The following is a 12,792-nucleotide window of genomic DNA, read 5'->3' on the forward strand; positions in this document are numbered from 1 at the left end:
CCGATACCTTACATCGACGGCACCCACTTGGCGAGCATCGGGAGCATCTCGCCCAGAATGGTACTCGGCCAAGGCACGGAGATGATCCTGTCGAAGACCAGGTAGACGAAAGCCGTGACGAGGACCGCATAGCCCAGGCAGACAGGCCAGCGCTCCCGCCCCTCGAGGCGCATGAAGGTAAGGATGAAGAGCGGCGTCGTGGGGATCAGGCCGATCACGGCCATGGAAGCCATGAAAACCAAAAGCCAGCCAAAGAACTGTGCGCCGCGCAGGGCGACCGCCCGGGACGGCAGATCGCCAACCTCGGAGGCCAGATCCATGTGGATGCCGCTTTTTCGGGTTGATCTCGCCTCAACCGCTGCGTCGCTGCGGGCGAAGAGCACGAAGAACAGGCTGATGGCGGCGAAAATCATCATCGCCGTGCCGATGACAACCGGCCCGACCCGCGCCCCGAAAGGCCAGTCGAGCGCCTTGTATACGAGCACACCGGCGAAGATGAGGAAGAAGGCATACACCAGGTCCTCGAGCCGGAAGGACGGACGCTCCCGCGGGACGAGATTGCCTACGCCGATCCGTCGGATTTCGGCGATCATCGGCCTGAACAGCGCCAGCAGGGCCAGTGTGAGCAGGATCAACACCACCGGCCGCAGCAGCCATTCCCATTCGAAGCGCAGGATCGAGATCTTCATGTAGCGCTCGATGAGACCGCCGAGGACCAGGCCGAGAATGACCGGCGGGCGCGGCCAGCGCAGACGCTTCATGGTCCAGCCGATGACACCGAAGATCAAGAGTGTGTAGAGGTCGCCCCAGTTGCGTGATCCCTGGAAGGCACCGACGTAGACGATCGCCATGATCGCCGGCAGCACCAGGGTGTAGCGCAGCGTCGAGATCTTGGCGAACTGCCCGCTCAGCCCGAAGCACAGGCCGGCGCCCACAATGTTTGCGACTGCGATGCTCCAGGCCATGGAATAGGTGACCTCAAGATTGCGCGTCAGCATGTCCGGTCCTGGAACAAAGCCGTGGACCATAAGAGCGCCCAGCAAAATCGCCATGCTCGCACTGCCGGGGACCCCGAAGGCGAGCGTCGGGATCAGCCCGCCGCCGTCGCGCGCATTGTTGGCGGATTCTGGTGCGATCACTCCGCGGACATCACCCTTCGAGAAAGTCTCCGAAGCGCCCTTCTCGGTACGGATCGCATGGCCGTAAACCAGCCAATCAGTCACCGAGCCGCTAATCCCCGGAATTGCCCCGAGCAGGGCGCCGAGCCCGCTGCAGCGCAGGATCAGAAACCAGTTCTTGGCGCAGTCTCGGACTCCCTGAAGCATCCCGTCGCGGGGGTTGAAGGCGACTTTGTCGCTCAGCGCGCCACGGCGCACAGCGAGGTCGGCCAGTTCCGGCAGCGCGAAGATCCCCAGTAGGATCGGCAGCAAGGGCACGCCATCCCACAGGTACAGAACCTCGCCGGCCCAGCGGAGAGTCCCAGTTTGTTGTTCCGTTCCGATCATCCCGACCATGATGCCGAAGCAGGCAGCGACCATGCCGCGCAATGGTGTGTTTCCCGATAGCGCCGCGACCATGGCGATACCGAAGACAGACATGGCAAGCAGTTCCGGCGAGCCGATGGCCAACACGAATGGTCGGACGATGGGGATCGTGAGGCCGAGAACCAGCGCACCGAACAGGCCGCCGGTGAGCGAAGCGACATAAGCCGCACTCAGCGCTCGCCCCGCCTCACCTCTTCGCGTCATCGGCAGGCCGTCCAGAACCGTGGCCTGCGATGATGCCGTACCAGGCACGCCGAACAGCACCGCCGGAATCGTGTCCGATGTCGCCGTGACCGACGCCATGCCCAGCAGCATTCCGAAGGCTGCTATCGGCTCCATCGTGTAGGTGAACGGAATAAGCAAGGCGAATCCGGTGTGGCCGCCAATGCCAGGAAGCAACCCGATGGCCAGGCCGACAAAGACGCCGACGCAGATATAAAGGAGGCGCTCGGGCTGCAGGATCGTCTGAAACGCATCCATGGCGGCCTGCAGCACATAGAAGTCGCCTAGCCCGTCCATTCTAGTTGGAACCCCGTTTGTGTTGCTGGGACGATACCGTCTTGACGCGGCTCATCGCGGCTTGTCCCCGTTCGCAGATCCTATCTCCCGTAGCGGAGCCATGATCGCCTCAACGGGGCCGGTCTCAATGGAGAGGATACTTCGGACCAACCTGTGGGCCCTTTCCTCGGGCATGCGGCGGATCGCGATGGCCATGAACTTCTCGACCACTACAGCCTCGTCGAGCCCCCGCTCAGGGAAGGAATGGCCGGGATCGTAGAGACATTCCTGCACTTCTGTGCTGCCGTCGTCGAAGGTCACGCGCACCCGGCTGGGCATGCTGCCGGGCGCGCGTTCTGCAAAACCGCGCTCGACCCGCAGTTCGGTGAGCTCGATCAGCCGCCGCATGTCCGGCGCTTCCCAGCGCCGGTCGCGGAACTGGTGATCTGTCATTGCGCCTTCGACCATTGCGACTGCGGGCAGGAAGGTGAAGCTGTGGTCGGCCGCTTCTCGGGTCTTCGGGAACCGGCGCTCGATTTCACCCTGCTGTTTCCGGATCATCGGCAAATCGGCCATGACGACCTCGATCCGGCTGATCGCGTTGACGCGGGAACTAACCCGGGGATGCAGATCCAGCGCCGCCTTGATGGCGGTCTGCGCTGTGCCGATGCAGGCATAGGGTTTGATGTTCGAGGTCATGATGAAGGGCGGCTGTTCGATCGGCCCCCATAGCCTCTCAAGCCCCAGGGAAGGGTCGAACACCTGGTGCAGCCCGCCCCGGTGATCGAAAACCTCCAGCGGACCCGTGACGCCGCGCTCGGCCAGCAATGCGCCCTGCACGCCGCTCTGCGCTATCATTGAATTGGCCAGATTCTTCACGCCCGACAGCCTGCCCCAGCGCACCACCGAGGGCGTGGCACAGCGAGCCGCGCCCAGGGCCAGCGCGTTTGCCTGCCGCGCAGGATCGAGCCCGGCGAGGCGGCCGTAAATCGCTGCGGCGACAAGACCCGAAACCGAAGTGCCGTCCCAGGCCGAGCTGAACGGCATCAGCTGTCGCAGGCGGCGGAAAAGCTCATAGCCCATCGCGAGGGCCGTAATCATATCCGTTCCGGTCGAGCCGAACCGCTCTGCGGCCGCTAACGCGACCGGAATATTGTCGCTGCAATGGCCTGCGACGCTGAGTTCCCCCTCCTTCAGGAAAAACTGCACGTCGTTGTAGTCCAGCGACCGCACAAGTGCGCCATTCAGCAAGACGGCCGACAGTATCGACGATTTCCGCGCCCGACCGAAGAGCGTGCACTGGGGAGTGCCTCCCATCTCCTCAAGCATCGCAGCGACATATCCTGGCGTACTCACATCGAGCGCCGCGACCGCACAGGCGATGGAATCGGCGATCAGAAGCCGCGCTTGACGGGCAACGAGCGGGTCGGACAACAGGGGGTCGCCGGAGAGGGTCCATCGCGCAAGATTGCGAATGGGCGTGGTCGGGTCGTTGCCCTCATCGAAGGTATTCAGCAAGTTCTTCCTCCCATCGGGCGGTCCCATGCAGCAATCGCCGAATGGCCCTCCCAGCCACACCAGCATTCGATATCCTTCCGGACATGCCCAATTGGAAGACGATATCGGCCCATAAGAAACATTACTGCACGCAGGGGCAATCTTCCTCATAGAAGATGACAGTCCAGAGTTGATCGAGCTCTCGCCAAGTCGTCAAAGGCTGGGGTTTCTGGCAGCGATTGAATGGAGCAGCCGCTAAATCCAATAGATCTCGCACCGGTGAAGGCAATTACATTTTTGGTGCCGGCGATCAGCAAAAAGCGATAGGGAGGCGCGCCATGGCCGACAACCAAGCCATTTCTGCAGGACTTGCCGAATATATTCGGAAAGCCGCACACGAGCCGCTACCCGCCGCGGTAGCCGAACAGGGGCGGTTGCATCTGCTCGACACGCTGGCGGCCATGGTCTCGGGCAGAACGCTGCCCGCGGGCCGGGCGATCATCCCTTTCACCCGCGGCGCCGGCGGGCCGCAGGGGGTATCGGTGCTGGCAACAGATATTCTGACTGGCCCGGCGCAAGCAGCGATGGCGAACGGGATGCTTGCCCACGCTGACGAAACGGACGACTCCCACGCACCCTCGCTGACCCACCCCGGATGCGCCATCGTTCCTGCCGCGCTCGCCGCCGCCGAGTGGCTGGCGCGGGACGGTGCCGCGCTCGTCCGCGCAGTCGTGCTCGGCTATGACGTCGGCACCCGGATGTCGATGGCTTTGGGCGGGAGCAAATTCGCCGACACCTATCACATGAGCTCCCACGCCTGGGGCGGGGCATTCGGCGCTACAGCTGCTGCAAGCGCGTTGGCGCGCCTGTCCCACGATCAGGTTGTGTGTGCACTCTCGTATGCGGTGCAAAGCGCGTCGGGCAACCGCTGCTGGCTGAGGGACCCGGATCACGTGCAGAAAGCCTTCATCTTCGGCGGCATGCCCGCCCGCACGGGCGTTGAAGCCGCGAGCTTCGCCGCCGCGGGATTTACCGGCGTGGGCGACGCGATCGAGGGTACGCCCGGCCTCCTGGCCGCATTCCCGCTGACGGCGGACCCCACGCGCCTCATGGACGGGCTGGGCAGCCGGTTCGAGGTCATGCGGACCTCCTTCAAGAAGTGGTGCGTGGGCTCTCCCCTCCAGGCTGCGCTGGACTGCATCGAAGAAGCGGTGCGCGAACTGAAACTCGCCGAACCCGAGGTCGAATCGATCGTCGTGTCGCTGCCTGAACAGCGCAGCCGAGTTGCGCAGAGCGACATGCCCGACGTGAACCTCCCGCACGCTCTTGCGCTCTACCTAGTTGACGGCTCGGTCGGTTTCGCCAGCCTGCACGATCACGCCCGCATGGCCCATCCCGAGATACGCCGCGTTGCCCAACGCATTCGGGTGGAGCCGCGCCCCGGTGCGAAGCGGGGCGAACAGGCGCACTTTACTCTGCGGACACGGGACGGCCGCCGCTTCTTTCGGGCGCCGGAACATGTGCGCGGCCAGCCGGGAAATCCAATGAGCTCGGCGGAGGTGGCCGATAAGGCGCGCGACCTCTTCAGCCTTGTGCTCGGAGAAACACGCGCGAGTGAACTAGTCGACATGGTGCTCTCCATCGAGTCCATCACCGATGTGCGGGATCTGCGCTGTTTGTGGAGACGTGCATAGATGGATCGTGACGCTATCCGTGGGAACCCTCTGGGAATAGATAACTTCCGCTCCAGTCCTGGAGGAATTCTATATCGGGCGGGCCAAAATCTATTTCCCAGCATCCTCGGATGGTCCGATTTCTAGGGAACTCGATCACCTGCCGGAACGACATCCGTGACAGGTGTTAGTCCGACCCCGGTCGGGCGGAGCAGCAGAGGGAGGAAAAGAAATGAAAATCAATGCAATCTGGAAAGCGATTGCTGTCGCATCGCTCGTCTTGGCCGGAGCCACGAGCACACAGGCGCAAAGCGTTGAAGAGTTCTACAGCCAGAATGACATAACGATGGTGGTCGGAACCGCTGCAGGCGGCTCCACCGATTTCTTCGCCCGGACCATGGCGCCTTACCTGTCAAAGTACATTCCAGGCAATCCAGATATCATCGTCCAGAACAAGCCTGGCGCCGGTGGGCTTATTGCTGCCGCAGAGCTTCAGACTACGATGCCGAGCGACGGTTCCTACATAGCCACCCTTCAGCGCAACAACTTCACCGACCCGCTGCTCAGCGATGAACGGGTGGATTTCGACGCTCGTGAGGTCAAGCACATCGGCAGCGTCGGCAAGGAGATCTATGTCATCTTCCAATATCCGGATGACCCGGGAACAACCACGGTCGAAGAGGCTCTGAATCACGAGATGGTCCTGGCCGCAACCGGATCAGGCAGTGCCAACTACACTTACCCGCTGCTGGTGAACGCACTTCTTGGCGGCAAGCTCAAACTCGTCCCGGGTTACTCCGGCAATGAGGAGCAAGCCCTGGCGATCGAGCGGGGCGAAGCCGACGGGCGCGCCGGTACCTACAGCATGACCCAGCGTGGCCAGCTGAAGCAGTGGCAAGAGGATGGAAAGCTGCACTACGTCCTCCAGTTCGCCTTGGAGGACCACCCCGACCTTGCCGGGGTGCCGAATGTCTTCGATGCCATCAAAGACGATGAAACACGCAGGATTTTCCGTTTCATGCTGATCCCCCAGGGCCTCGGCCGCATCTTCTCCGCTCCGGGAGACATTCCGGAAGACCGCCTTGCCGCGTTGCGCGAGGCTTTCGTCCAGGCAGCCGAGGATCCCGGCTTCATCGCCGAGATGGAGCGCAGCGGGGCCGAGGCTGAATACACGACCGGTGAGGAACTCCAGGAGATTGCCGAGGAACTGATGGGTACGCCACCGGCCATTGTCGATCGGATCAAGACATTGATCTCGGGAAGCTGAGCGGTTCGCCTTCCCCAGCACCGGCCGGCCGTCAAGAATGGGCGGCCGTCCGTCTCGGGCCCACGCATGTTCGCCCAGCTGTGTCTGGTCCGTCGCCAAGACGGCCGATGCATTTGCGGGATTTCTCGGTCTGACGGAGCTTCTTACTGAGATCCCGGAGGATGTCCCTGACCTGCTGCCGAACGGGTCGGCCATCTATGCGAAGAAGGTTACGGTGCTGACGGCCGCGCTGGACCGGGCCGATGAACGGCCACAGGCGGCGGAGGCGTTGCGGATGCTGCCCGAGGGAGGGAGTGGAAGACGGTGCCGATTGTGTAGCACGCGGCCAAGGCGCCGCGATAGCGTGTGAGCATGACATTCGCCGCCTCATAAAGCAGCGTTCGCACCCGGCGGTCGCCGCACTTGGAGATGCTGCCCGTGTAGTCGACCTCGCCGGACTGGAAGCGGCGCGGCGCGAGGCCGAGATAGGCGCCCAGATCGCGAGACCGCCTGAAGCGATTCGGATCATCCACAGCAGCGGTAAAGGCGAGCGCGGTGAGATGGCCAACACCGGGGATCGTCATCAGCCGGCGGCAGGTCGTGGAAGCTTTGGCCATCTTCTTGATGTCGGCATCGATCGCTGCGACGGCCGAGAGCACCGCGGCGCGCGCTGCAATGAGGCCCTGCATGGCGGCAGACAATCCGGCTATTCCCTCGCTGGCTCGCAGCGCCTGTTTGATGAAGGCAGGGCTGAGGGCCCGCGGCAGGCGGACACCGAATACCACGGCGAGTCCACGGATCTGGTTCTCCAGCATGACCCGCTGTCCGACCAGCTTCTTGCGGGCGATGATCAGCGCGCGAATGGCATGCGCCGGCAGCGACTTCACGTGCACGGGCTTGAAGAAACCGGTGCGGGCCAGATGCGCCAGGCCGCGGGCATCGTTGCGGTCGGTCTTGTGGGTCGCCAGGGATTTGAGCGCCTGGTACGCTTGCCGGCTCTCGATGCAGATGACCGGCAGGCCGAGCGCTGTCAGCCCGTGGTAGAGCATCGGTGCCATCCGCCCGGTCTCAAACACGATGCGCCGGCAGCGGGCCGCCTTTGCCAGCGAGGCCGCGATCGCCTCCGGCGTCGACGCCGTCTTTTGCTCGTGGATGACGGTCCCCTCCCGATCGACGACGCACACGTGCGTCTCCTCCATCGAGATGTCCAAGCCTGCAAAATACTCCATGGTCGGTCTCCTCTGCCAATAGCGAAGCCGATCTTAATCGACCTCCGCAGAAGAGCCGCCGCCCATTACCCCATGTTGAATAGGGCATTCCCTGGAAGCGGACGCCCCAAGATCGCCGAGGTTCGGTCTCGCTACCTCCTCACGCCTTGGTGTGACTTCGTTGACACGAAACTGAGGAGTAGGAGTCATGAAACCCTTAATCGTAACGGCACTCGTTATCTGCCTAGGCTCGTTCACAATAGAGTTTACCAACGCGCAGAAAGGCCCGGCTGATTCTGCGACGCCCAACTTTGAGCATCCGCTTGCCAAAAAGCAGCCGTCCAGACCAGCACTGCCAAACGTCTTCGTCATGGGACTCCTTCTGTGGTTATGGCTTTTCTTGGCCACATTCGGAGACTGATTATTGCAGGATACTTGATTGAGGCTGAACGCTCTAACCTGTAGAATCCGCATATCTTCGCAGCCGTCCGGAACTGTCTATGGATCCGCTCTCTGACGTCCTATCGCTTCTGAAACCACAGAGTTATGTATCCGCCGGCTTCGACGCTGGGGGAGACTGGTCGATCCAGTTCGCCGACCAGCACGACCGTATCAAGTGTTACGCCGTAATCTCCGGCAGATGCTGGCTGTCGGTCGAGAGCGTTCCCGACGCTGTGCGTCTGGAAGCAGGAGATTGCTTCGTGCTGCCGAGCGGGCGGCCCTTCCGCCTGGCGAGCGATATGAGCCTAACTCCCGTCGACGCTAAGTCGATTTTTCCGCCCGCGCGGGCCGGCGGTGTCATCTCGGTAAATGGCGGCGGAGGTTTGTATCTTGTCGGGAGTCGCTTCGCTGTCCGTGGCAATCATGCCAGCATCCTATTGGGGATGCTACCGCCGATTGTGCATATTCATAAGGAGTCAGAACAAGCGGTGCTGCGCTGGTCCGTGGAAAGGATGATGCAGGAACTGCGCGAGCAGCAGCCAGGCGGCTTTCTGGTCGCGCAACACCTCGCCCACATGATGCTGGTTCAAGCCCTGAGGCTGCATCTGGCGGAAGGCGTGAACGGTGGCGTTGGATGGTTCACTGCCCTCGCAGATAAGCAGATCTGTGCCGCGATCGGCGCCATCCACGCTGAACCGGCCCGGCGCTGGACATTGCAGGCATTGGCGGAGCGCGCCTGCATGTCGCGGTCGACCTTCGCCCAAAGATTCAAGGAGTCGTCTGGCGAGACGCCCATGGAATATCTTGCGCGCTGGCGAATGCTGCTGGCCGGCGACAGGCTGGAAAATTCCAGCGATCCCATTTCCGTCATTGCCGTGTCACTCGGATATGAATCCGAAAGCGCCTTCAGTGCGGCGTTCAAGAGGGTCATGGGGTGCACACCACGGCAGTACGGCCGTGGTCAAGAAGCGGCTTCGCGTGCGTCTCGTAAGGACGGTGATACTCGGCACTGACCACCCGGTCCGACGCGGCGATGATGCCGAGCGTATCGCCGCCTTCCTGGCGGCTGACGTCGCCAGCCTCTTCCCAGAGCCTTTTCGCCTCCGAAGCCTGGGTTTCGTCGCTGACTTGGCCCTCGGGTCCGAAGTCCCACTCGACCGACATAAGATCGAGCGCGGTCTTGGTGCGGTACCAACTGTCTGCGACGACCGCGATTGCGTCCTGCAGATGGTCCGATCCGGTCTTGCCTTCTTCGGCACGGAACTCGATGACCGCGACGACACCCGGCCGATTTCTCGCCGCCTCCGCGTCATAGCTAACAAGGCGCCCCCAGGGGACAGGACAATTCTTGACCGCGGCATAGACCATGCCGTCCAGGCGCGTGTCGATCGCGTAATGGGCGCTGCCGTTCACTTTCACGCGCTGACGCGCCGGCGCGCATCATGTGCGGGTGCTGCATGCGAACGAGCTGCGACCCGTGCGTACTGGTGACGATATATTCCCTGCCTTCATCGACGTGGCGGTTCATGTCCGCGAACACGGCATGGACACGGCACGTCGAGTTCCTCGGCCACCGTCATGGAAACGGAGGTGAGAGCCCCCTGCCCCTGTTCCGTGTGCGGCACGCGAATGGTCACCGTGCCGTCGGGGTCGATCGTCAGCCATGCATTGATTTCAACTCCGTCCGTCGGCGCCGTCCAGGGCTTCGGCGCCACGACGGCGGCTTCGGCGCTGGAATGTGAAAGCCGACGATCATGCCGCCTCCGGCACCGAGCATCGAGCATATGAGGGTGCGGCGCGAAATATTGTTATCTACAAAGGCCATGACTTGTTCCGTCAGGCCTGCGACAGTTCGGCGGCGCGGTGGATCGCCTGCCGGATGCGCAGATAGGTCCCGCAGCGGCAAAGATTGCCGGCCATCGCCGCATCGATGTCGCTGTCCGCGATTAGGCGTTTGCCTCAGGAGGGCGGCCGCCGCCATAATCTGGCCCGACTGGCCGTACCCGCATTGTGGAACCGTATGCTCGATCCAAGCGCGCTGGACTGGATGACTGTTGTCTTCGGATAGGCCTTCGATCGTGATGATCTCGCAGCCGACCACACTGTCGACACTGATGCTGCAGGACCTGACCGCCTCTCTGTAGCGATGGACGGTGCAAGCGCCGCGTTGGGCAATGCCGCAGCCAAATATGGCGCCGGTCAGACCGATACTGTCACGCAGGACCCAAAGCAGCGGTGTCTCAGGCTCTACATCCACCTCATGGGTGGCACCATTCACATTCGGTTCGAAGACCATGTGTCCTCCACCACCATTTCCAGCCAAAGATTTTGTAGTTTGCAGTTCGCTCCTGGAACCAAGAATACGTGATCCGGCAACGCGCTCTGGTAACCGTACCAGAGCGTCCCCAGTTCCGGCGGTTCGTCAGTCGGACCGACCAAAGCCCGCGCTTCGCCGGCAGGAACCAGGACGCCCGTGACGCCGCAGCTAGACCAGGTCTTCGATACGGACCGGCAGATGGCGTGCGCGCACCCCGGTTGCGTGGTAGATAGCATTGGTGATCGCAGGCGCCACGCCGACAAGGACAACCTCGCCCAAGCCTTTCACGCCGGACCGATTGACCATCGGATCGGGCTCGTCAATGAAGCCGACCTCGATCGAACCGATATCTGCGTTGACCGGAACCAGGTATTCGGCCATGTCGGCATTCAGCACGCCGCCATAGCGCGGATCGACCTCTCCGGCTTCGCGCAGCGCGCCGCCCACACCCCACACCACGCCGCCGATAGCCTGGCTGCGGGCGGTTCGCGGGCTCAAGACACGCCCGCAGTCGAACACGCTCACCACTCTTGGCACGCGAATCCGGCGCGTGGTCTGCTCGACCCGGACTTCGACGAAATGCGCCGCATAGCTATAAGTAATGAAATCCGGATAGACGGGACCGCTGGGCGCGACGTGTCCGGTGTCGATTTCCCCAAGCGCATCTCTATTCTGCCCGGGGGCGAAGGTCGCGGCCTCCACCGAAAGCTCGTCATGGTCGGCAAGAGCCAGAATCTCTGCGGGAGAAGCCCCTTCCGGCGCATTCGTGCCGAGAGCATCGAGCGCCTCGCGCAGTGCCTCGCACACCGCCTCGGCGGCGGGGATCGACGAAGCAGAACCCCAGGACCCGGCCGTTAGCATTTGCGGCACGCCGCGCGTATCGCCAAGGATCGCCGTCACGCTCTCCGGCGCCACATTGAGGTGGCGCGCGACAACATTGGCGATCGCGGTGCGGATCCCCTGACCCATTTCATGGACGCCAAGGCTGATCTCGATGATGCCGTCGCGGGTTGCACGAACGCTGGCGCGATTGGGGCCGCCGGAGCCGGCATAAAGGCCGATGGCGACTCCCATCCCGATCAGATCACCATTTTGGGCGACCATCGACCGGGGTTCGGGTGTTCGTCTGTCCCAGCCGAACAATTCCGCTCCACGCCTGAGGCATTCGGACACGTGCCGCGAAGAGTGCGGCAGCCCATCGACAATGTCGGTGTCGGTATCGTTCAGCAGACGGATTTGCACCGGGTCCATGCCGTGCTCATAGGCGAGTTCATCGACCGCGCTCTCGATGGCGAAGGCCGTGGCATGTTCGAAGGGTGCCCGCATATAGCCGGGCGTGGGTGTGTCGGTGCGCACCAGCCGAGTAAAGCTGCGGAACGCACCATAGCCGTAGTGGCGCGCGGCGGTGTCAGCATGCTCGGATTGAAAGAAGTCGTGCATGGAAGTTTGTGCATCGACATCATAAAGCGCCGCCGTGAAGCGGCCCGCGCTGTCGGCGGCGAGGCGCACGCGCTGGCGCGTGGCGGGCCGAAAGCTCGAATCGTGGAAAGTCTGCCGTCGCGGCACGACCACCTTGACCGGCCGCCCCAGCTCCCGCGCGGCGAAGGCGGTGAGAACCTGTTGCGATTGCATGGTGTTCTTCTGCCCGAAGCCGCCGCCGGTGTAAGGAGAGATGACGGTCACGTTTTCCGGCGGGATGCCCAGTTGTTCTGCAAGGCCGAACTTGCAAGCGCCGGCATTTTGCGTGCCTTCGTAGACGGTGAGGTGATCCCCGTCCCACGCAGCCACGGTTCCAATGAGCTCCATCGGGTTCTGGTGCTGGGTCGGCATGGTATAGGTCGCATCGACCTTGACCGCCGCATCCGCGTAGACCGTCTCGGCATCACCGACAACAATGTCGTCGATCGGCCAGGCCGTGGCGGCTTCGGCCTGGGGAACAGGCTCCGCCCGCTCGCTGTCCAAAGTGGCCGCGAAGGGGTGTTCCTCATAGCTGACACGAATGCGTGATGCCGCTTCGATAGCGGATTCGAGCGTGTCGGCTACGACCAGGGCCACCGGCTGGCCGCGATAGGCGACATTGGGCGTCAAGACCGGCGAATAGCTCTGAAAGGCGAAGCCGTGCTGCATGATGAAACGCGCCGGCTGCAGGTCGCTGGTGTGCTCATGGTTCACGATCAGCCTGACGCCGTCGATGGACTGCGCTTCCGACAGGTCCATTGCCGTGATGCGGCCTCTGCCGATCGTGGCAGTTACGAAGGCCCCATACGCAACGCCGGAGGGGTTGTTGTCGGTTCCGTAGATCGCCCTGCCGCGCACCTTTTCATAGGCATCGACGCGCGGGATCTCGGCATAGGGTCCGGTGGGCATG

8 protein-coding genes and 2 pseudogenes are annotated in these 12,792 nt (G+C 62.8%); 3 read left to right on the forward strand and 7 right to left on the reverse strand.

Going from position 1 to position 12,792, the window contains the following annotated elements:
* Positions 1-8: 8 nt before the first annotated feature.
* Complete coding sequence (locus N5A92_RS17230; RefSeq protein ID WP_260904958.1) at positions 9-2,063, reverse strand: tripartite tricarboxylate transporter permease; 2,055 nt, start codon at positions 2,061-2,063, stop codon at positions 9-11.
* Between the two features lie 51 nt (positions 2,064-2,114).
* Positions 2,115-3,560, reverse strand: a complete 1,446-nt coding sequence (locus N5A92_RS17235) for an MmgE/PrpD family protein (protein ID WP_260904960.1) — start codon at positions 3,558-3,560, stop codon at positions 2,115-2,117.
* Positions 3,561-3,877: 317 nt separating this feature from the next.
* Here N5A92_RS17235 and N5A92_RS17240 point away from each other — a divergent pair, with 317 nt between their 5' ends.
* Both N5A92_RS17240 and N5A92_RS17245 read left to right on the forward strand, forming a co-directional pair.
* Complete coding sequence (locus tag N5A92_RS17240) at positions 3,878-5,233, forward strand: MmgE/PrpD family protein (RefSeq protein WP_260904961.1); 1,356 nt, start codon at positions 3,878-3,880, stop codon at positions 5,231-5,233.
* A gap of 211 nt (positions 5,234-5,444) precedes the next feature.
* Positions 5,445-6,479: a Bug family tripartite tricarboxylate transporter substrate binding protein gene (locus N5A92_RS17245; RefSeq protein ID WP_260904963.1), complete on the forward strand. Its 1,035-nt coding sequence runs from the start codon at positions 5,445-5,447 to the stop codon at positions 6,477-6,479.
* Positions 6,480-6,805: 326 nt separating this feature from the next.
* Here the strand turns inward: N5A92_RS17245 and N5A92_RS17250 are convergent.
* Positions 6,806-7,687, reverse strand: a pseudogene (locus N5A92_RS17250) (IS110 family RNA-guided transposase); the annotation flags it as partial.
* 479 nt (positions 7,688-8,166) lie between these two features.
* Here N5A92_RS17250 and N5A92_RS17255 point away from each other — a divergent pair.
* Positions 8,167-9,120: an AraC family transcriptional regulator gene (locus tag N5A92_RS17255; protein ID WP_260904967.1), complete on the forward strand. Its 954-nt coding sequence runs from the start codon at positions 8,167-8,169 to the stop codon at positions 9,118-9,120.
* Here N5A92_RS17255 and N5A92_RS17260 read toward each other — a convergent pair.
* From N5A92_RS17260 to N5A92_RS17275, 4 genes and pseudogenes are all read right to left on the reverse strand, one after another.
* A complete protein-coding gene (locus N5A92_RS17260) occupies positions 9,035-9,526 on the reverse strand; it encodes a hypothetical protein (RefSeq protein ID WP_260904968.1) in 492 nt (163 codons plus the stop codon). The two genes, N5A92_RS17255 and N5A92_RS17260, sit on opposite strands and share 86 nt — an antisense overlap.
* Positions 9,527-9,615: 89 nt before the next feature.
* Positions 9,616-9,891, reverse strand: a complete 276-nt coding sequence (locus tag N5A92_RS27350; protein WP_425248600.1) for a molybdopterin cofactor-binding domain-containing protein — start codon at positions 9,889-9,891, stop codon at positions 9,616-9,618.
* Between the two features lie 52 nt (positions 9,892-9,943).
* A pseudogene (locus tag N5A92_RS17270) lies at positions 9,944-10,403 on the reverse strand ((2Fe-2S)-binding protein).
* A 189-nt stretch (positions 10,404-10,592) separates the two neighbouring features.
* Complete coding sequence (locus tag N5A92_RS17275) at positions 10,593-12,791, reverse strand: xanthine dehydrogenase family protein molybdopterin-binding subunit (protein ID WP_260904971.1); 2,199 nt, start codon at positions 12,789-12,791, stop codon at positions 10,593-10,595.
* Position 12,792: the final 1 nt, after the last annotated feature.

It is taken from the genome of Chelativorans salis, assembly GCF_025336525.1.
GTDB classification, from domain to species: domain Bacteria; phylum Pseudomonadota; class Alphaproteobacteria; order Rhizobiales; family Rhizobiaceae; genus Chelativorans; species Chelativorans salis.